Raw genomic sequence first — 18633 nt, forward strand, 5'->3', positions numbered from 1 at the left:
TCCGTCTGGAAAGATCACCTCATGTCCGACGACCTCCGGGCGCCGCCGGCAGCGCTCGACCTTCTGGACCGCCCGCCCGGCCCGGCCGGGCCCGTGCCCGAGCCCGGCGTGCCCGCGCACGGGCTCGGCCGCGACGGCTCACTCGCCCGCGACATCGGCGGTTACCAGGCGGTCCTCGCCATCGCCGACCCGATGACCGTCCGGCTGACCTTCATCGGCGCGGAGGGCCGCGCGCTGCCGACCGTCCCGGGCGCGCTCAGGGGAGCGTTCGCCGCGCAGGTCAAGGAGACGAAGGCACTGGCGAGGCAGGTCCGCGCGACGCTGGCCGCCGAGCGGGCGCGGGTCGAGGCGCTGATGGCGGCCGAGCGGACCTGGCCGTACGGGCAGTGGTGCCGGGACTACCGCGACCACCCGGTCACCGGGCGGGTCGCGCACGGTCTGATCTGGGAGTTCGAGGAGCCGGACGGGCACTGGCACGCCGCCACGCCCGGCGAGGACGTCCTGGTCACCGTGGACGGCCGCGCCCTGCCCGTGCCGCCACGCGGCGCGCGGGTCCGGCTGTGGCATCCGGCGCGGGCGTTCCCCGGCGCCGTCCGGGCCTGGCGGAACTTCGTGACCGGCAACCAGATGGCGCAGTCGTTCCGGCAGGCGTTCCGCGAGACCTACCGGCCCGGCCCGTCCGGCGCCGGGGACCTGCGCCGGGGCCGTTTCGACGGGGAGGCCCGGCGCGTCCTCGCCGAGGGCGCGTGGCGGGTCGGCTGCCACGGGGGCCGGGCGCGGGTGACGTTCGAGCGGCGGGTCGCCGGCCGCTGGCGGGAGGAGCCGCCGCGGGCCGTGCCGCAGCCGGTGTTCAGCGAGGGCATGCGGGAGGCCGACCTGTTCCTGCGCCTCGCGCCGGCCGAGGAGGAGGACCCGTTCGGCGCGCTGTCGGCGACCGCCGAGATCCGCGCGGACGTGCTGCGCCGGGTCCTGCCCGGCACGAGGATCGCCGACCGCTGCTCGGTCGACGGGCGGTTCCTCGTCGTCCGCGGCGGGCTGCGCACCTACCGCGTCCACCTCGGCTCCGGCGGCGTGCTGATGGAGCCGGGCGACGACCGGCTGCTGGTCGAGCCGTCCCGGCGGACGGGGCAGAAGGGCCTGTTCCTGCCGTTCGAGGACGAGGAGCTGGCGCGCGTCCTCGGCACGGCGTCCCTGCTGGCCGCCGACCACCGGATCACCGACGAGGCCGTCCTGCGGCAGATCAAGAAGGGGGCCTGATGGAGCTGGCCGCGCGGCTGTTGCGCGTCATGACCGAACCGACGACGGAGGACGAGGAGCTGCGCACCTGGCATCCCGACCTGTCGGCACTGTCCGACCAGGACCTCGGCACCCTCGTGCCCGCCGCCTACGCGGTCGGCCGGGAGGCGCCGTTCGTGTCGACGTCGGTCCGGTTCAGCGTCGAGGACGAGGCCAAGCAGCGGCAGCCGCGCTACACGCCGGAGGCGTGCGAGCGGATGTTCCAGGCGCTGGTCGGCGGGCTGGCCCAGCGCAGGTGGGCGGACCTCGTGCTCGGTGCGGGCACGCTGGTCCGCTGCACGGGGCCCTGGCCCGACCTCGCCGGCCCGGCACGGACGCTGGCCGAGTACCTTCTCGACCACGAGCGCCTCGACCAGCCGTTCGCGCTGCTCGCGATCGGCGGGCTCGCGGGCGACGGCGTCCTGCGGGCGGTCGCCGACCGTCTCGGCCAGGTCAGGCGGGGGCCGATCGCGCGGGACGAACTCGACCTCGTGCTGCGCCTGGCACCGGCGGAACGCGTGCTGCTGGCCGAGCTTTTCGACACCCGGTCCTTCACCTCCCCGGCGGTCGCGCCCCAGGTGTGGGAGCGGGTCGCCGCCATCCCCGCCTGCGTCGAGTACGCCCGCGCGGCCCTGGAGTCCGCGGCCGACCGCGCCCGCGCCGTCCAGGACGGCGAGATCCCGTTCCGCGCGGACAAGGCGTTCACCGGGGACGAGGTCGCCGCCGTCGGGCACGCCGCGCGCATCGCGCTGCTGCGCGACGAGCCGTGGCTGCCCGGCCTGTTCGACCGTCTCCTGCCCGGCATCTCCGTGGCTCCGACGGACGCGAGGACGCTGCCGTCGCAGGCCCTGCTGTACGAGATCGTCCGGGCCGCGCAGGAGTTCCCGACGCCCGAGCTGGTCACCGCGATCCGGACCGTCCGCGGGAAGGCCCGGCACGCCGGGGTGCCCAAGCAGCTCGACAAGATGCTCAAGAAGGTCGAGGCGGCCCTCGCCGAGCGGACCGAGGTCGCGCTGCGCCTCCCCGATCTGGGCTTCGGCCCCGGGGGCGTCCTGCGCCGGGAACTCGGCGGCTACACGGCCCTCGTCACCGTCACCGCCGGCAAGGCCGAGCTGACCTTCGAGAAGGGCGGCACGGCGCTGAAAGGCGTGCCCGCCCCCGTCCGCCGCGACCACAAGGCCGAGGTCGCGGAGCTGCGCGACCTCGCCAAACGCGTCAGCGCCCAGCTGGTCACGCTCGCGCGGGCGCTGGAGGGCGGCTTCACCGTCGAGGCCGTCCACCCGTTCGGCCGGTGGCGGGACGCGCTCCTGCGCCACCCGATCGCCGGGCCGGTGATGCGCACGCTCCTCTGGCAGGTCGAGACCGCCCCCGGCGACTGGCGCACCGTCCTCCCCGAGGCGGACGAACCGCCGGACGCCGCCGATGACGCGCCCGTCCGGCTGTGGCACCCGATCAGGTCACGGCCGGACGAGGTGCGCGCCTGGCGCGACCTGCTCGTCGAGCGGCGGATCCGGCAGCCCTTCAAGCAGGCGTTCCGCGAGATCTACCTCCTCACCCCCGCGGAAGAGGACACCGCGACCTACTCCAACCGGTTCGCCGCGCACCTCGTCCACTACCGGCGGATGTTCGCCCTGTTCCGGGCCCGCGGCTGGACGAGCGCCCTGCTCGGCCCCTGGGACGGCGGAGGCTCTGACGAGGCGGCCCGGACGCTCGCGGCGGGGGAGTGGCGGGTCAGATTCTCCCACGTCCTGGCCGACTGGCAGGGCGAGCACGAGATCGCCGGGACGAACCGGGTGGTGTTCGACCGCCGCGGCGACGGCGGCGGCTGGCGGGAGGCGGCCCTCGCCGACGTCCCGCCGCTGGTGTTCAGCGAGGCGATGCGGGACGTGGACCTGTTCGTCGGCGTCGCCTCCATCGCCGCCGACCCCATGTGGGAGGACGGCGAGGCCCACGAGTACTGGGTGCGCGCGTGGTACGCCGACCTCGGCGAGTCGACCCGGACCCGCAGGGACGCCCTGGAACGCGTCCTGCCGCGCACGAAGATCGCCGACCGGTGCGCGATCGACGGCCGCTACCTGGTCGTGCGCGGCGAGCTGCGCACCTACAGGATCCACCTCGGCTCGGCGAACATCGTGATGGAACCGGACGACACGTTCCTCTGCATCGTCCCGGAGCGCCGCGCCGCCGGCGCCAGAGTCTTCCTGCCGTTCGAGGACGAGCGGCTCTCGCTCATCCTCAGCAAGGCGTTCCTGCTCGCCGCCGACGACGCGATCGAGGACGAGTCCATCCTGACGCAGATCAAGCGAGGTGCCTGATGCCCGCCGTGAACTTCCGCGACGAGACGGCCGCCGGCGCGCCCGTCGCCGGTTTCCAGGTGGCCGGGCTGCCCGACCGGATGACCGTCCGGGAGCTGATCAGGCTCCGGGTCCGCGAGGAGGTCGCCCGGCACAACGCGCGCCCCTCCGACCGGTTCCACGGCCTGGTCCGCCCGGACGGCGCCGAGGCGGAGCTGAACGGCTACCGGCTGCGCGAGCCCCGCCGCCTGGACTGGGAGCGGCAGGCCGACATCGCCGAGCGCGCCTTCCTCGGCAACGGGTTCTTCGTGCTCGCCGCCGACCGCCAGGTCGAGGACCTCGACGAGGAGATCGACCTCACCGGCGACCCCGACCTGGTCTTCATCAGGCTCGTCCCGCTCGCCGGCGGCTGAGGACCCGACCGGCCGAGGACCCGACCGGGCGAGGGGTTCAGCCGACCAGGCCGAACTCGTGGGCGCGCAGCCCCGCCTGGAAGCGGGAGTCGGCGTCCAGCAGGACGAGGATCTCGGCGACGCGGCGCCGGTAGGTGCGCAGCGACATGCCGAGCCGCCGCGCGGCCGCCTCGTCCTTCAGCCCGCCGCCGAGCAGCCCCAGGATGCGCAGGCTCTCCTCGCTCAGCGCGGGCGGCCGGTCGCGCCGGTGGTCGGCCAGCTCGGTCGCCGTCTCCCACGTCGCCCGGAACAGCGAGACCACGCCCTTCACCACGCCCGGCGACCGGACGACGGTGTACTCGCGGACGCCGCCCTCCACCGGGCCCGCGAGGATGGCGACCTTCCGGTCCACGATGATCGTCTCGTGCGGTAGCGGCGTCGGGCAGATCCGCACCCGCGCGCCCGCGGCGGCGACCGCGAGGAGCCGCCGCTCGGACTCCTCGTCGGCGAGGGCCGCCGGGTTGTACAGCTTGCGGACGGCCGGGGCGGGCCGGATCCGGTGCCGCTCGGCGATGATCCGCTCCCGGAGACCGGGCAGCGCCCACGTGTTCTGGTCCGTCGCGGCGCACGCGAACTCCTCGCAGGCGTAGAACAGCCGTCCGGCGCGCTCGACCAGCTCCGCCTCCCCGCGAAGCACGACGTTCCGGTCCAGATCGACGCTCACGCGCCCAGTCTGCCACGCGGCCCGCCGCGCGGCGCGGTGGCAGCAAGCTGCCAGCCGATCGCCCCGGCCCCGCGGGCCCAGCACAGTGGACCGCATGACACGACACTTCGATCTCGGCGGCGACCTGCGGATCTCCCGGATGGGCTTCGGCGCGATGCGGCTGCCCGTGAGCACCCGCGGCGGACCCGCGAACGACCGGGGCACCGGAATCAAGATCCTCCAGCGGGCGGTCGAGGTGGGCGTGGACCACATCGACACGGCGGCGTTCTACTACCACGAGGGCGGTCCCGCGGCCAACGAGATGATCCGCGCCGCGCTCGCCCCCTACCCGCCCGGCCTGGTCGTCGCCACGAAGGTGGGACCGTACCGGGGACCGGGCGACCCCTACCCGTCCGGGCAGCTCCCGGCGTCGGAGCTGCGCGCCGAGGTGGAGCGCAACCTCACCGAGCTGGGGCTCGACCGGCTCGACCTGGTCTACCTGCGGCCCGGCGGGCTGGAGGCCCCGTCGGACGAGCCGGTCGGGGAGCGCTTCGCCGTCCTGGCCGGGCTGCGCGAGGAGGGGCTGATCAGGCATCTCGGGCTGAGCCACGTGAGCCCCGCCCAGCTGGCGGAGGCGCGCGGGATCGCGCCGGTCGCGGCCGTCCAGAACCGGTTCGACGTGACGCGGTCGCGGGACGCCGAGCTCCTGGCCTCCTGTGAGCGCGAGCACATCGCCTACGCCCCCTACTTCCCGCTCGGCGGGTTCGGCATCCCCGACGACGCGCGCGTCAACGCGATCGCCGCCCGTCACGGCGCCACCGTCCCGCAGGTGCTCCTCGCGGGGCTGCTGGCGCTCTCCCCGGTGATGCTCGCGATCCCGGGCACCGGCTCCCCGGTCCACCTGGAGGAGAACGTCGCCGCCGCGGATCTCACGCTCGCCCCGGAGGATCTCGCCGCCCTGAAGCGGTGAGGACCGCGCGCACGGACGCCGGACCCTCTACCCTGAACAGGTTTGCGATCAGGGGGAGAGCATGTCGACGACGCGGCTGCTGGTGCTCGGCGGGGTGCGCAGGTTCGGGCGGGCGCACGGCTACGAGGTCCGCCGCGAGCTGCTCTCCTGGGGCTCGGACGAGTGGGCCCACGTCAACCCGGGCTCGATCTACCACGCGCTCAGGCAGCTGGCCAAGGAGGGCCTGCTGCACGCCCACGAGGTGGAGGAGAGCGAGGCCGGTCCGCCGCACACCGACTACGAGATCACCGACGCCGGCCGGGAGGAGTTCCACCGGCTGCTGCGCTCCGCCCTCTCCGCGGTGGACGTCCGGCACCCGGAGATGCTGACCGCGGGCCTGGGGTTCCTCACCGAGCTGCCGCGCGCCGAGGCGCTCGCCCTGTTGCGCGAGCGCCTCGACGGCCTGGCCGCCTGGCGCGCCTCCGTCGCCCCGCCCCTGGACGAGCTCGACCCCTCCGACCATCTGCGCGAGCTGCTCGGCTGGTGGGTCCACTCCGCCGACTCCGCCAGGGCCTGGACGCTCGGCGTGATCGAGCGCCTGGAGGCGGGCGCCTACGTCATGGCCGACGAGCGCGGCTAGCGGCGCCGGGCCGGCCGATCAGGTGTCGACGAACGTCCTGGGGACGATCACCCGCAGGGCGTTGCCGCGCAGCTTGATCGACACCGGGGTGCGGCCGCGGACCTCGCCGTCCACGTCCACCTGCATCGGCGGGTCGGTCTCGATCTGCACGTTCGTCGTGGTGAGGAAGGCGTCGTCCTCCAGCGACCGCCACGGGCCGGTGAGGACATGGCGGGCCGTGGCCGACGCCAGCCGCAGCCGCCGCTCGTCGCCGAGTCGGTACACCGCCAGCAGCCGGTCGTCCGGGCTGGCGTCGCGGGCGATGCGCTGCCCGCTGTGGTGCGCGCCGTTGGCGACGTTCAGCTGGTGGGTCGCGACCTCGTGCGTCTCGCCGTCGATCGTGATGCGGGCGGTGAACGCCTCGTGCCGGGGCAGCAGCCCCGCCGCCGTCAGCGCGTAGGCGGGACGCCCGAGGAACCGCTTGAGCATGTGCGGGACGTGCCCTGCGACCTGGACCGACAGGCCGAGGCTGACCATGTTGGCGAAGATGTGCTCGCGCTCGTCGCCCGGCCCCTCGCCCTGCGGGTCGCCCGTCGACTCGAACCAGCCGACGTCGACGTCGGCGACCTTCCCGCCTTCCGGCCGGGCGAGGGCGAGGGTCGCGACCGCGCCCGGCAGGTCCAGCGGCAGCTCCAGGCTGCGGGCGAAGTTGTTGGTGGTGCCGAGCGGCAGCACCCCGAGCGCGATGTCGCGGTGCGCCAGGTGCCCGACCGCCTCGGCGACCGTGCCGTCCCCGCCGCCGACGACCACGAGGTCGGGCTCCAGCGCGAGGACGTCGGAGAACAGCTCCGGCAGCCGGGAGGGGTCGGTCACCGGGAAGACGTGGGGGAACTCCAGCCCCGCCTCGCGCAGCAGGCGGCGGGCCGTGCCGTAGAGCCGCCGGCCCCGCCGGGAGCGGGAGTTGATCACCAGCGCCGCGCGCCCGCCGCCCGCGATCGCCGACTCCAGCTCCGCCTTGCTCCGCATCTGGACGCTCCGCATCTCTTCCGGTCGCCCCCTTCGTCCGCGTCACCCAGGAAGGTACGTGGACCGGAACTCCCGGCCCGACATTTTATAAACCGATTACACAGCGTTGAAACATTCCCGTCAGAGGGAACCTTTACAAGCAGGCATCCTCTGGACGACCGGGGCGGGAACATGCGGTTGCGCGGCTTTGCGGGAGCGGGACTCGTCGTTGCGGTCGCCGGGCTGACCGCGTCCATCGCGGCGGGCGGCACGGCTCCGCCCGGCGCGCCCGCCGCCGACGACGGCGCGACCGTGGTCGGCGAGCGCCGCCCGCGCCGCCGCGTCCTCGACCTGGCCGTGCGTTCCCCCGTCCTCGGAGGCGTCGCCCGCGCCCGCCTCCTGCTGCCCCCCGGCTGGTCACGGGACGCCTCCCGCACCTGGCCGGTGCTCTGGCTCCTGCACGGGGCCTCCGCCGGCCGGGACGGCCACACCGCCTGGAGCGAGCACAGCGACATCGAGGAGCTGACCGAGGGCGCCGACGTGATCGTCGTCATGCCGGACGGCGGCCCGTGCGGCAGCTACACCGACTGGTGGAACCGCGGCGGCGGCGGCGCGCCGAAGTGGGAGACCTTCCACCTCGCCGAACTCCGGCAGATCCTGGAACGCGGATACCGTGCCGGCCCGGACCGCGCCGTCGCCGGCAACGCGATGGGCGGGCTCGGCGCGCTGGCGTACGCGGCCAGGCACCGGGGCCTCTTCCGGGCGGCGGCGTCGTTCAGCGGGCCGGTGCACACGCTGCACCGCGACCCGTCCGGGCTCGACGTCGCCGACCTCGTCGAGCTGAGCGTCGCGATCGGCGCGCCGTCCCTCGACTGGACGGACGTGTGGGGCGACCCCGACGAGCAGCGCGTCGTGTGGCGCCAGCACAACCCCTACGACCTCGCCGGCCGGCTCACGGGCGTCCGCGTGCACGTCAGCGCCGGGGACGGCGCCCCCGGCCCCTTCGACCACCCCGGCCGGGGCGGGCGGGAGGCCGGCCCCCGCGACGCGCTGGAGGCCCTCGCCCACACCGTCTCCGAGGAGTTCGCGGGCAAGCTGAAGAAGCTCGGCGTCCCCGTGTCCACGCACTTCTACCGCGGCACCCACACCTGGCCCTACTGGCGCCGCGAGTTGCGGGCCGCGCTGCCCGCCCTGCTCGCGGAGATCACCTGAGCGGCGGCTAGGGTCGGGCCGTGGCCGAACCTCGTTCTGATTCAGCTGTCCCCGCGTTCTGGCGGTCGCTCGGACTACCCGGCATCATCGACGTCCATGTCCACTTCATGCCGCAGCGGCTGATGAGCGCGGTGTGGGGGTACTTCGACGAGGCCGGGCCCCTGATCGGCACCGAGTGGCCCATCCGCTACCGGGACTCCGAGCAGGAGCGGCTGGACTTCCTGCACGGGCTCGGCGTCCGCGCGTTCACCTCGCTCGCCTATCCGCACCGGCCCGGCATGGCCGAGTCGCTGAACGAGTGGGCCGCCCGGTTCGCCGCTCGGGTCCCCGAATGCCTCCAGACCGCCACGTTCTACCCCGAGCCCGGCGTCGAGGAGTACGTGCGCCGCGCGCTGGACGCGGGTGCCCGCGTCTTCAAGGTCCACCTCCAGGTCGGCGGCTTCGACCCGCGCCTCAAGGAGCTGGACGCGGTGTGGGGGATGCTCGCCGACGCCGGGGTGCCCGCCCTCGTCCACGCGGGCTCCGGGCCGGTCGCCAACGGCTACACCGGGCCCGGCCCGTTCGGCGAGGTGCTCGCCCGCCATCCGCGCCTGACGACGATCATCGCCCACCTGGGCGCGCCCGAGTTCGAGGGCTTCTTCGCCCTCGCCGACGCGCACGAGGGCGTCCACCTCGACACGACGATGATCTTCACTCGCTTCGCCGCCCTGGCGCCCTTCCCGGACGCGCTGCTGCCCCGGCTGCACGAGCTCGGCCTGGAGGGGCGCGTCCTGCTCGGCACCGACTTCCCGAACATCCCCTACGAGTACGCGCACCAGCTGGAGTCGCTGGCCGCCCTCGACCTCGGCGACGACTGGCTGCGCTCGGTCTGCTGGCGCGGCCCGGCCGACCTGTTCGGCCTCTCGTAGCCGGCGGGCCGAAACCGTTGCGGTACCCCCACCATCGCGGACGATCCCCATTGTGGCCGGGGTAAGAGCTCCGACCCTTTTAGAGATAAAACGAGATGGAGTGGATAGATATGGCTGGCAACGGTTTGCCGAAGAAGCGCGACGACTGGGCCGACAAGCAGCCGGTGGTCAGCGGCTCCCCGGAGGACGTCGACGAGGTGATCGACCAGGTGGCGGAGAACCTCGGCGTCGAGCGGGGGAAGCAGGACTGACGAACTGATGTTGTTGGTTGCCTAAACAACTGGCCCCGCCTCGTGCGGGGCCAGTCTTTTTCACGGGTTTTCACGCGGGACGCCTGGTCGCCGGGGGCAACCGCTGGCCGTCCTTGACACGCCGGGCGCCTCCGCGGACGGTGGGAGCGCTCCCACTCGATCGACTGAGGACCCCGCATGAGAACGACCGTGACCGTGAGACTCCGGCGGACCCGCCTCGTCTCGATCATCGTGGCCGTGCTGCTGGCGCTGGCGCTCGTCCAGGCCGTGCCGCGCCCGGCCCGCGCGGACGGCGCCGGCTACTGGCACACCAGCGGCCGGCAGCTGCTGGACGCCGCCGGCCGGCCGGTGCGGATGACGGGCGTCAACTGGTTCGGCGCCGAGACGTCCAACTACGCCCCGCACGGCCTCTGGTCGCGCGGCTACAAGGACATGCTCGACCAGATCAAGAGCCTGAGGTACAACACGCTGCGGCTGCCCTACAGCAGCCAGCTGTTCGACTCCGGCAGCGCCCCGAACAGCATCGACTACGCCAAGAACCCCGACCTGCAGGGCCTGAACGGGCTGCAGATCCTCGACCGGATCATCGCGTACGCGGGGCGGATCGGGCTCAAGGTCGTCCTCGACCGGCACCGCCCGGACTCCGGCGGCCAGTCCGCGCTCTGGTACACCGCCGCCTACCCCGAGTCGCGCTGGATCTCCGACTGGACGATGCTCGCCCGGCACTACGCGGGCGACACCACGGTCATCGGCGCCGACCTGCACAACGAGCCGCACTCCCCGGCCTGCTGGGGCTGCGGCGACCAGACGAGGGACTGGCGGCTGGCCGCCGAGCAGGCCGGCAACGCGGTCCTCGCGGCCAACCCGAACTGGCTGATCATCGTGGAGGGCGTCAACGACCAGGGCGGCGACAACTACTGGTGGGGCGGCAACCTCCAGGGCGCCGCGCAGTACCCGGTGCGGCTGAACGTCCCGAACCGGCTCGTGTACTCCGCCCACGACTACGCCACGTCGGTGTACCCGCAGCCGTGGTTCGACGACCCGTCCTTCCCGTCCAACATGGCCGGGATCTGGGACAAGAACTGGGGCTACCTCGACAGGAACAACGTCGCGCCGGTCCTGCTCGGCGAGTTCGGGACGACGCTGGGGGACCCGCGCGACCAGACCTGGCTGCGCACCCTGATGGCCTACCTCGGCAAGGGCACGGGCGGGATCTCCTTCACCTTCTGGTCGTGGAACCCCAACTCGGGCGACACCGGCGGCATCCTCAACGACGACTGGACGACCGTGAACACGGCGAAGCAGTCCTACCTCGATCCCTACCTGCTCGGCGCCGGCGACCCGGGCGGCGACCCCGGCGACCCGGGCACGCCGGAGACGTCCTGCAAGGTCGCCTACACGGTGCAGAACAGCTGGTCGGGCGGCTTCACCGCCCAGGTCACCATCACCAACAGCGGGTCCTCGGCGCTGAACGGCTGGAGGCTGGAGTTCGCCTTCCCCGGCGACCAGAAGGTCGGCCAGGGGTGGAGCGCGGCCTGGTCGCAGAGCGGCGCCGCGGTCACCGCCGGGAACCTGGACTGGAACGCCTCCGTCGCGCCCGGCGCCTCGCTCTCGATCGGGTTCCAGGCGACCGGCGCGGCGAGCGGCGCGCCCGCCGCGTTCGAGGTGAACGACAAGGCATGCGAGGTGTGACATGACCCGGAAGCCCTGGCTCGCCGTCGTCGCGGCCGCCGCGCTCCTGCCGTGGGCGGCGCCCCCGGCGCAGGCCGCGGACGGCCCCGCGCTGACCGTCGACCCGTCCGCGTCCCGGCACGCGATCAGCCCCTACGTCTACGGCATGAACTTCGCCGCCGAGGACCTCGCCGAAGAACTGCGCCTCCCCGTCCGGCGGTGGGGCGGCAACGCGACGACCCGGTACAACTACCTCTACGACGAGACCAACCGGGGCTCGGACTGGTACTTCGAGAACGTGCCCGGCCCGGCGCCGGACCCCGCGAAACTCCCCGACGGGTCCGAGACCGACCAGTTCACCGACCAGGACCGCCGGACCGGCACCAGTACGCTCCTCACCGTCCCGCTGATCGGCTGGACGCCGAAGGGCCGCGACTACACCTGCGGTTTCGGCATCGCCAAGTACGGGCCGCAGCAGGGCGCCGACACCCAGTGGCGGCCCGACTGCGGCAACGGGGTGAAGCCGGACGGTTCGAACGTCACGGGCAACGATCCGGCCGACACGAGCGTCCCGGCCGGCCCGAAGTACATCACCGACTGGCTGTCCCACCTGACGGGCAAGTACGGCCGGGCCGACGGCGGCGGCGTGCGCTTCTACGACCTCGACAACGAACCCGACCTCTGGCACGCCACGCACCGCGACGTGCACCCGGACGGCGCCGGCTACGACGAGATGCGCCGCCAGACGTACGCGATCGCCTCCGCCGTGAAGGCCGCCGACCCGGGCGCCCAGACGCTCGGCCCGGTCGGCTGGGGCTTCCAGTCGCTGTCGCTGTCGGGCCTGGACAAGCAGACCTGCGACCGGGAGGGCGGCGACTGCTGGTCCGACCCGCCGGACCGGGCGGCGCACGGCGGCGTCCCGTTCGCGGACTGGTACCTCCGGCAGATGAAGGCCTACGAGCAGGAGCACGGGACCCGCATCCTCGACTACTTCGACGAGCACATCTACCCGCAGCAGGCCGGGGTGTCCTCCGGCGACCCCGGCGACGCGGCGACCCAGGAGCTGCGGCTGCGCTCCACCCGGCAGCTGTGGGACCCCTCCTACACCGACGAGAGCTGGATCGGTCAGCCGATCAACTACATCCCGCGGATGCGCGAGCTCGTGAACCAGAACTATCCGGGCACCAAGCTGGCGATCACCGAGTACAACTGGGGCGCGCTCGGCCACCTGAACGGCGCGCTGGCCCAGGCGGACGTCCTCGGGATCTTCGGGCGGGAGGGCCTCGACCTGGCGACGCTGTGGGCCCCGCCGGGCACGTCCGACCCGGGCGCCTACGCCTTCCGCATGTACCGCGACTACGACGGCGCGGGCGCCTCGTTCGGCGAGACGTCCGTCCGCGCGTCGAGCGCCGACCAGGGAAGGCTCGCGGTGTACGCGGCGGAGCGCTCGTCCGACAGGGCGCTCACCCTCATGATCGTGAACAAGTCGCTCACGGACGACCTCACCAGCACGGTGTCGATCGCCGGGCGGTCCGGTCCGGCGGCCGGGCACGTCTACCGGTACGGCGGCGCCGACCAGGCCGCGATCGTCCGCGCCCCGGACGTGGCGGTCGGGGCGGACGGGTTCACCTCGACGTTCCCCGCGTCCTCGATCACGCTGGTCGAGATCCCGGCGGGCGGCCCGGGCGCCCCGGCGTGCGAGGCCGGCTACGCGGTGCAGAGCCAGTGGGGGACCGGCTTCACCGCGCAGGTCACCGTCGCCAACACCGGGACATCGCCCATCGAGGGCTGGACGCTGGGGTTCGCGTTCGCCGCGGGCCAGCGCGTCACCCAGGGCTGGAACGCCGCCTGGTCGCAGAACGGCCCGGACGTGACCGCCCGCGACCTCGACTGGAACCGGACCATCCGGCCGGGAGGCTCGGTGACGATCGGCTTCAACGGGTCGAGCGGCGGCACGAATCCGCCGCCGAGCGCCTTCAGGGTGAACGGCGCCGCCTGCACCGCCCGCTGATCACAGGACGGCGCGGCCGCGCGGCCCTAGTGGTCGCACGGCGCGCCGCCCGCGTGCTCGTGCGGCTCGACGGCCTCCGCCACATGGCGGGGGCCGTGCGCGTCGTCGCAGTGGACGTGGCCGCCGCCGGACGGCTCGTCGACGTGGTCGACCTCCAGCGTGGTGTGCGTGATCGCGTAGGCGTCGCGCAGCAGCTCCTGCAGGTCGCGGCGCACGGCGTGGCAGTCGCCCTGGGAGTCGACGAGCACGTGCGCCGACAGCGCCGGGTAGCCCGAGCTGACCTCCCACACGTGCAGGTCGTGGACCTCCTCGACGCAGGGGCGCCCGGCGAGCCGGGCGCCGAGCTCGGACGGGTCGAGCCCGGCGGGCGCGGCCTCCATGAGCACCCGGCCCGCGTCCCGCAGCAGCCGGTACCCGGCCTTGAGCATCAGCGCGGCCACCACCAGCGAGGCGACCGCGTCCGCCCGGGCGAAGCCCGTCGTCCACACGACCAGGCCCGCGACCGCGGTCGCGATGAACGCGAACAGGTCGTTCAGGATGTGCTGGAACGCGCCCTCGACGTTCAGGCTGCGCCGGTCCGCCCGGCTGATCAGCATGGTCGCCGCGATGTTGACGGCGATGCCCGCGAGGGCCGTCCAGAAGACGAACTGGCCCTCCACGGCGGGCGGCTCGATCAGCCGCCGGACCCCCTCGTACACGAAGTAGACGGTGAGCAGGATCAGCGTCAGCCCGTTCAGCTGCGCGGACAGGATCTCGGCACGGCGCAGGCCGAAGGTGTACCCGCCCTTCGGCGGCCGGGCGGCGATGCGCATCGCGACCAGCGCCAGCGCGATCGCGAACGCGTCGGTCATCATGTGCGCCGCGTCGGTGATCAGCGCCAGCGACCCGGCGAGCAGGCCGACGACCACCTCGCCCGACATGTAGACGATGATCAGCGCCAGCGCGCCGGTCAGCAGCCGCCGGTCGGCGCCCGCGGAGACGGCGTGCCCGTGGCCGTGCCCGTGCCCGTGCCCCCGCTTCCCGGGCGTGTCCTCGCGGTCCCCGATCATGTGCCTTCCTCCCCGTGGCCGACGTGGGTGAGGGCGAGATCGAGCAGCAGCCGGACGTGCGAGTCGTCCAGCCGGTAGTAGGCCATCCGGCCGGCGCGGCGGACGCGCACGACGCGGTTGGCGCGCAGCAGGCGCAGCGCGTGCGAGACCGCCGACTCCGAGTGCCCGCAGGACGCGGCGATGTCGCACACGCACATCTCTCCCCCTTCGAGCAGCGCGGTGATCACCCGTAGCCGGCCGGGGTCGGACAGCAGCCCGAACACCTGCGCCAGCTCGGTGATCGTCTCCCCGTCCGGCAGGGACGCCGAGACGGCGGCGACCTTCGCGGCGTCGACGACCCGGACGGCGCAGGCGTCCGGGGCGACGACATCTGAAGCACTGCTCATATGAACAAAGATAGCGCACGGTGTCAGGAGATCGCGGGCGCGGGCTCCTTCGACGGCGGCAGGGAGACCGGCCCGTGCGCCCCGTCGCCCGGCGCATCCTTCCCACCGGCACCCGTACCCGGGTCCTGCGTGGCCACGCCCGGTGACGGGGACGAGAGCGCGGGGGCCGGGGTCTCCGGCCCGGGGGACTGCGTCCCGGGGGGCTCGGTGCCGGGCGTCTCCAGGCCGGGAGTCCCCGGGCCGGGCGACTGCGTCCCGGGGGACTCGGTACCGGGCGTCTCCAGGCCGGAGTCGGACGGTGCGGGCGAGTCGCTCGCCACGACCTCCGTCTCCGTCCGCGGCAGCGCGGTCGGCGGCCCGTCCGACGCCCCCTCGGTGGCGCGGGGCCGGGCGAATCCCATCGTGGCCTCCGGGTCGACCAGGACGAAAGTGACGATCGTCCCCTTCTGGGAATCCCGCGGCCGGATTCGGGTGACATTCCCCTTCTCGAATCCCGGCCAGGATCGGCCACTGTACGACGCGTTCCGGGTGGAGATCTTTTTGTCGGGCGGAGTGAGGGGATTGCCGCAATTGCACTTCACCGTGGGCACTCCGTAACCATTGACCAGAACGCCCATTCCGGCTTGAAGGACCGCGGGGTCGCTCGTCGCCTCCCCGTCCCGGTACCCGTGGTTGGTGACCAGCGTGTCGGTGCGCAGCAGGACCGGCGTCTGCCGCGACACGTACCGCGGGATGTCGCTCGCCGGGATCCCCTGCACCCGCGCCCACGCCCGCGCCTTGTCGGGGTGGGCCCGCAGGAAGGCGGCGAGCTTCTCCCTGTCGCAGGTCGAGGCCTGGCGCGTCCCGCCGTAGAGTCCCGGTGCGTCCCCCTCCTTCGTGCCGCCTGCCTGCGGCCTCGCCTTCACATCGACCCTGTCGGTGCCGGACGCCAGCGTGTACGGGTCGGGCCCCGGCGATCCCACCGTCAGCCGCGTGATGGTCGCGCCGGCGTCCCCGCAGCCGGTCAGCGCGCCCGCCGCCACGAGGGCCGCGACGGCCCCCGCCAGCGGCACGGCGCCGACCCTGGACCGCGCAATCGTCGAACGAATCTGCAGCATCTTCTTCTCCCGCTTCGGGCTCGCCGAACCTATACTCTTCGATGCCGGGCGGAGCGGTTTTGTGCCCGCGGGAATGCTCAATTTTTTTCGAGGGGGTGCGAATGGCGGGTCCGGTCCCCCTCTCCGCGGCCGATCCCACCCGGCTCGGCCGCTGGGAGCTGCTCGGGCGGATCGGCGCCGGCGGCCAGGGCGCGGTGTACCTCGGCCGGCCCGCCGAGCCGGGGCCCGGGCCGTCCAGGGTCGCCGTCAAGCTGCTGCACGCCCAGCTCGTCGGGGACGCCAACGCCCGGGAGCGGTTCGTGCGCGAGATGGCCGTCCTGGAGCGGGTCGCCGGGTTCTGCACCGCGCAGATGCTCGCCGCCGACGTGGCGGGCGACCGCCCCTACATCGTCAGCGAGTACGTGCCGGGGCCCTCGCTGCGCGCCCTCGTCCGCGACGAGGGGCCGCGCACCGGCGCGGCCCTCGACCGGCTCGCGATCAGCTCGGTGACGGCGCTGTCGGCGATCCACCGCGCGAACGTCGTGCACCGCGACCTCAAGCCGCAGAACGTGCTGATCGGCCCGGACGGGCCGCGCGTGATCGACTTCGGGATCGCGCGCGCGTTCGACGCGAGCGCGACGATGACGAGCCAGGTCGTCGGCACGCCCGCCTACATGGCCCCCGAGCAGTTCACCGGGCGGGTCGGGCCGTCGGCCGACCTGTTCGCCTGGGCGAGCACCCTGCTGTTCGCCGCCACCGGCCGCGACCCGTTCGCGGGCGGCCCGCTGCCCGCGGTGATGTACCGGATCCTGCACGAGACGCCCGACCTCGGCGCCCTGCCCGGCCCGCTCGCCGAGGTCGCCGCCGCCTGCCTCGCCAAGGAGCCGCAGGCCCGCCCCACCTCCGAGGACGTCCTGCTGTGGCTGCTCGGCGAGAGCGAGCGGCACGCCCGGCTGGAGATCCCCATCGAGCACGTCACGGAGGACTTCACCGGCCCGACGGCGCCGGTCCCGGGGCCCGTGCTCGAGATCACGCCGCAGCCGACCGCCGACACGTTCGTCCAGACCTCCGGTGTGCAGACGCCGACATGGCCCGGCCCGCCCACGGCCGCACCGGCTCCGCCTTCGCCCGCTCCGCCCGCGCCCGTTCCGCCGTCGCCCGATCCGGCCTCCCCCGGACCTGCGCTCGGACCTGCGCTCGGACCTGGGCCCGGACCTGGGCCCGGACCTGCGGCCGGACCTGCGGCCGGACCTGCGGCCGGACCTGCGGCCGGGCCCGCTCCGCTGCCCCGGACGCCCCGGACGCTGCGGCGCGGCCCGGCGGTCGTGACCGGGCTTCTCCTCGCCGGACTGCTCGCCGCCGTGGACGTCGCCGCCCTCGCGATCCTGATCGCCCAGCCGTCCCTCAGCGAGGGCCACCGGGGCGGCCTGCTGCCCGTGGTCGCCTCGTCGTTCGCCGTCGTCGCCGTCGTCACCCTGGTCGGGGCGATCCTGGCGTGGCGCGGCAGCCGCCCCGCGGCGGGGACGGTGATGGCCGCGCGCGTCGCCCGCGTCGCGATGTGGGCGGCCTGGGGCGCGCTCGTCGAGATCCAGCCGTCCGCCCTGGCCGGCCACGCCCTGCTGACCGCCCTGGTGGTGGTCCTCCTGGTCCGCGGCCTTTCCCGGTCACCCGTCTGAGGCGGTCACCGGTCTCCCGCGGCGCGCTCGGACCACTCCTTGAGGTCGCGGCGCTCGATGGCGGCGGCCATCAGGCCGGGGAAGGCGTCGGGGGTGCACGCGAAGGCCGGGACGCCCATCGCGGCCAGGGCCGCCGCGTTGTCGTGGTCGTAGCCGGGCGCGCCCTCGTCCGACAGGGCGAGCAGGACGACGACCTGCACGCCCGCCGCCGTCAGCGCCGCGACCCGCTGCAGCATCTCGTCGCGGACCCCGCCCTCGTACAGGTCGCTGATCAGCACGAGGATCGTCTCGGCCGGGCGCGTGACCAGGCTCTGGCAGTACGCGATGGCGCGGTTGATGTCGGTGCCGCCGCCGAGCTGGGTGCCGAACAGCACCTCCACCGGGTCGTGGAGCTGGTCGGTGAGGTCCACGACGCTGGTGTCGAACACCACCAGCGACGTGCGCAGCGACCGCATCGACGCCAGCACCGCCCCGAACACGCTCGCGTACACCACCGACGCCGCCATCGAGCCGCTCTGGTCGATCGCGAGCACCACGTCCCGCTTGACGGCCTGCCGCCGCCTGCCGTACCCGATCAGCCGCTCCGGCACGAGGGTGCCCTGGTCGGGCAGGTAGTGGCGCAGGTTCGCGCGGATCGTGCGGTCCCAGTCGACGTCGGCGAGCCGCCTCGGGCGCAGCACCCGCGCCGACCGGTCGAGGGCCCCGCCGACGGCCGACCGCGTCTTCTGCGCGAGCCGCCGCTCCAGGTCGCGCACGACGGTGCGGACCACCGCGCGCGCCGACTCCCTGGCCTTGTCGGGCAGCACCCGGTTCAGCGACAGCAGCGTCCCGACGAGGTGGACGTCGGGCTCGACCGCGTCCAGCATCTCCGGCTCCAGCAGCAGGCGGGTGAGGTCGAGGCGCTCGATCGCGTCCTTCTGCATCACCCGCACGACGCTCGACGGGAAGTAGGTGCGGATGTCGCCGAGCCACCGGGCCACGGAGGGCGCCGAGTCGCCGAGCCCTGCGCCGCGCCGCCCCGGCCGGGGCCGCCCCTCGTCGCCGCCGGCCCCGTAGAGCCGCTCCAGCGCGCCGTCCATACCGACGTCGTCGCCCGCCAGGGTCACGCCGGTCCCGTCGGCCTGGTCGCCGCCGAGCACCATCCGCCAGCGCCGCA

The 18633-nt window shown here is 74.0% G+C and carries 17 protein-coding genes; 11 read left to right on the forward strand and 6 right to left on the reverse strand.

Features of this window, described 5'->3' with window-relative positions:
* The first annotated feature begins 21 nt into the window (after positions 1 to 21).
* The 3 genes from AB0H37_RS21910 to AB0H37_RS21920 are packed head-to-tail and all read left to right on the forward strand — an operon-like array spanning position 22 to position 3982.
* Positions 22 to 1257 (forward strand): DUF4132 domain-containing protein, encoded by a 1236-nt coding sequence (locus AB0H37_RS21910; protein ID WP_329088469.1) that lies wholly within the window; start codon positions 22 to 24, stop codon positions 1255 to 1257.
* Positions 1257 to 3590 carry a DUF4132 domain-containing protein gene (locus tag AB0H37_RS21915; protein ID WP_360614732.1) on the forward strand — a complete coding sequence of 778 codons (2334 nt, stop codon included), beginning with the start codon at positions 1257 to 1259 and terminating at the stop codon, positions 3588 to 3590. Before AB0H37_RS21910 ends, AB0H37_RS21915 begins: the two co-directional genes overlap by 1 nt.
* Complete coding sequence (locus AB0H37_RS21920; RefSeq protein ID WP_089315791.1) at positions 3590 to 3982, forward strand: hypothetical protein; 393 nt, start codon at positions 3590 to 3592, stop codon at positions 3980 to 3982. Before AB0H37_RS21915 ends, AB0H37_RS21920 begins: the two co-directional genes overlap by 1 nt.
* A gap of 37 nt (positions 3983 to 4019) precedes the next feature.
* On the opposite strand, the gene AB0H37_RS21925 is transcribed toward AB0H37_RS21920, so the two are convergent.
* Positions 4020 to 4685, reverse strand: a complete 666-nt coding sequence (locus AB0H37_RS21925; protein ID WP_329088473.1) for a DNA-binding response regulator — start codon at positions 4683 to 4685, stop codon at positions 4020 to 4022.
* Positions 4686 to 4779: 94 nt separating this feature from the next.
* On the opposite strand from AB0H37_RS21925, the gene AB0H37_RS21930 reads away from it, so the two are divergent.
* Positions 4780 to 5634, forward strand: coding sequence for an aldo/keto reductase (locus tag AB0H37_RS21930; protein WP_360614734.1), 855 nt, complete (start codon positions 4780 to 4782; stop codon positions 5632 to 5634).
* Positions 5635 to 5695: 61 nt separating this feature from the next.
* Positions 5696 to 6253: a PadR family transcriptional regulator gene (locus AB0H37_RS21935; RefSeq protein ID WP_179836077.1), complete on the forward strand. Its 558-nt coding sequence runs from the start codon at positions 5696 to 5698 to the stop codon at positions 6251 to 6253.
* Between the two features lie 18 nt (positions 6254 to 6271).
* Here AB0H37_RS21935 and AB0H37_RS21940 read toward each other — a convergent pair whose 3' ends face one another.
* Positions 6272 to 7258, reverse strand: coding sequence for a diacylglycerol kinase family protein (locus tag AB0H37_RS21940; RefSeq protein ID WP_179836076.1), 987 nt, complete (start codon positions 7256 to 7258; stop codon positions 6272 to 6274).
* 171 nt (positions 7259 to 7429) lie between these two features.
* Here AB0H37_RS21940 and AB0H37_RS21945 point away from each other — a divergent pair, with 171 nt between their 5' ends.
* The 5 genes from AB0H37_RS21945 (at position 7430) to AB0H37_RS21965 (ending at position 13290) form a co-directional block, all read left to right on the forward strand.
* Positions 7430 to 8449 carry an alpha/beta hydrolase family protein gene (locus tag AB0H37_RS21945; RefSeq protein ID WP_360614737.1) on the forward strand — a complete coding sequence of 340 codons (1020 nt, stop codon included), beginning with the start codon at positions 7430 to 7432 and terminating at the stop codon, positions 8447 to 8449.
* Positions 8450 to 8469: 20 nt separating this feature from the next.
* The gene (locus AB0H37_RS21950; protein ID WP_179836074.1) at positions 8470 to 9357 is read left to right on the forward strand and encodes an amidohydrolase family protein; all 888 of its coding nucleotides are present in this window, start codon (positions 8470 to 8472) and stop codon (positions 9355 to 9357) included.
* Between the two features lie 110 nt (positions 9358 to 9467).
* Positions 9468 to 9608, forward strand: a complete 141-nt coding sequence (locus AB0H37_RS21955) for a hypothetical protein (RefSeq protein ID WP_179836073.1) — start codon at positions 9468 to 9470, stop codon at positions 9606 to 9608.
* Positions 9609 to 9785: 177 nt separating this feature from the next.
* The gene (locus tag AB0H37_RS21960; protein ID WP_360614739.1) at positions 9786 to 11300 is read left to right on the forward strand and encodes a cellulase family glycosylhydrolase; all 1515 of its coding nucleotides are present in this window, start codon (positions 9786 to 9788) and stop codon (positions 11298 to 11300) included.
* A gap of 1 nt (position 11301) precedes the next feature.
* Positions 11302 to 13290 carry a glycoside hydrolase family 44 protein gene (locus AB0H37_RS21965; RefSeq protein WP_360614741.1) on the forward strand — a complete coding sequence of 663 codons (1989 nt, stop codon included), beginning with the start codon at positions 11302 to 11304 and terminating at the stop codon, positions 13288 to 13290.
* Between the two features lie 26 nt (positions 13291 to 13316).
* Here AB0H37_RS21965 and AB0H37_RS21970 read toward each other — a convergent pair whose 3' ends face one another.
* From AB0H37_RS21970 to AB0H37_RS21980, 3 genes are read right to left on the reverse strand one after another with little or no spacing between them, the layout of a single operon-like run.
* On the reverse strand, positions 13317 to 14339 hold the full coding sequence (locus AB0H37_RS21970; RefSeq protein ID WP_360614743.1) for a cation diffusion facilitator family transporter: 1023 nt from the start codon (positions 14337 to 14339) through the stop codon (positions 13317 to 13319).
* A complete protein-coding gene (locus AB0H37_RS21975; protein WP_089315800.1) occupies positions 14336 to 14725 on the reverse strand; it encodes a metalloregulator ArsR/SmtB family transcription factor in 390 nt (129 codons plus the stop codon). Before AB0H37_RS21975 ends, AB0H37_RS21970 begins: the two co-directional genes overlap by 4 nt.
* A gap of 23 nt (positions 14726 to 14748) precedes the next feature.
* The gene (locus tag AB0H37_RS21980) at positions 14749 to 15822 is read right to left on the reverse strand and encodes a DUF6777 domain-containing protein (protein WP_360614745.1); all 1074 of its coding nucleotides are present in this window, start codon (positions 15820 to 15822) and stop codon (positions 14749 to 14751) included.
* 101 nt (positions 15823 to 15923) lie between these two features.
* Here AB0H37_RS21980 and AB0H37_RS21985 point away from each other — a divergent pair, with 101 nt between their 5' ends.
* On the forward strand, positions 15924 to 17477 hold the full coding sequence (locus AB0H37_RS21985) for a serine/threonine-protein kinase (protein ID WP_360614747.1): 1554 nt from the start codon (positions 15924 to 15926) through the stop codon (positions 17475 to 17477).
* Positions 17478 to 17482: 5 nt separating this feature from the next.
* Here AB0H37_RS21985 and AB0H37_RS21990 read toward each other — a convergent pair whose 3' ends face one another.
* A complete protein-coding gene (locus AB0H37_RS21990) occupies positions 17483 to 18619 on the reverse strand; it encodes a VWA domain-containing protein (RefSeq protein WP_360614819.1) in 1137 nt (378 codons plus the stop codon).
* Between the last annotated feature and the right edge of the window lie 14 nt (positions 18620 to 18633).

Source organism: Actinomadura sp. NPDC023710 (assembly GCF_040639875.1).
GTDB lineage: Bacteria > Actinomycetota > Actinomycetes > Streptosporangiales > Streptosporangiaceae > Spirillospora > Spirillospora citrea.

Excerpts from the sequence above, each read along its gene's own strand:
- AB0H37_RS21935 (WP_179836077.1), top strand. The coding sequence starts at position 5,696 with ATGTCGACGACGCGGCTGCTGGTGCTCGGCGGGGTGCGCAGGTTCGGG.
- AB0H37_RS21965 (WP_360614741.1), top strand. The coding sequence starts at position 11,302 with ATGACCCGGAAGCCCTGGCTCGCCGTCGTCGCGGCCGCCGCGCTCCTG.
- AB0H37_RS21985 (WP_360614747.1), top strand. The coding sequence starts at position 15,924 with ATGGCGGGTCCGGTCCCCCTCTCCGCGGCCGATCCCACCCGGCTCGGC.
- AB0H37_RS21960 (WP_360614739.1), top strand. The coding sequence starts at position 9,786 with ATGAGAACGACCGTGACCGTGAGACTCCGGCGGACCCGCCTCGTCTCG.
- AB0H37_RS21910 (WP_329088469.1), top strand. The coding sequence starts at position 22 with ATGTCCGACGACCTCCGGGCGCCGCCGGCAGCGCTCGACCTTCTGGAC.
- AB0H37_RS21940 (WP_179836076.1), bottom strand. The coding sequence starts at position 7,258 with ATGCGGAGCAAGGCGGAGCTGGAGTCGGCGATCGCGGGCGGCGGGCGC.
- AB0H37_RS21915 (WP_360614732.1), top strand. The coding sequence starts at position 1,257 with ATGGAGCTGGCCGCGCGGCTGTTGCGCGTCATGACCGAACCGACGACG.
- AB0H37_RS21990 (WP_360614819.1), bottom strand. The coding sequence starts at position 18,619 with ATGGTGCTCGGCGGCGACCAGGCCGACGGGACCGGCGTGACCCTGGCG.
- AB0H37_RS21970 (WP_360614743.1), bottom strand. The coding sequence starts at position 14,339 with ATGATCGGGGACCGCGAGGACACGCCCGGGAAGCGGGGGCACGGGCAC.
- AB0H37_RS21920 (WP_089315791.1), top strand. The coding sequence starts at position 3,590 with ATGCCCGCCGTGAACTTCCGCGACGAGACGGCCGCCGGCGCGCCCGTC.
- AB0H37_RS21955 (WP_179836073.1), top strand. The coding sequence starts at position 9,468 with ATGGCTGGCAACGGTTTGCCGAAGAAGCGCGACGACTGGGCCGACAAG.
- AB0H37_RS21945 (WP_360614737.1), top strand. The coding sequence starts at position 7,430 with ATGCGGTTGCGCGGCTTTGCGGGAGCGGGACTCGTCGTTGCGGTCGCC.
- AB0H37_RS21930 (WP_360614734.1), top strand. The coding sequence starts at position 4,780 with ATGACACGACACTTCGATCTCGGCGGCGACCTGCGGATCTCCCGGATG.
- AB0H37_RS21980 (WP_360614745.1), bottom strand. The coding sequence starts at position 15,822 with ATGCTGCAGATTCGTTCGACGATTGCGCGGTCCAGGGTCGGCGCCGTG.
- AB0H37_RS21975 (WP_089315800.1), bottom strand. The coding sequence starts at position 14,725 with ATGAGCAGTGCTTCAGATGTCGTCGCCCCGGACGCCTGCGCCGTCCGG.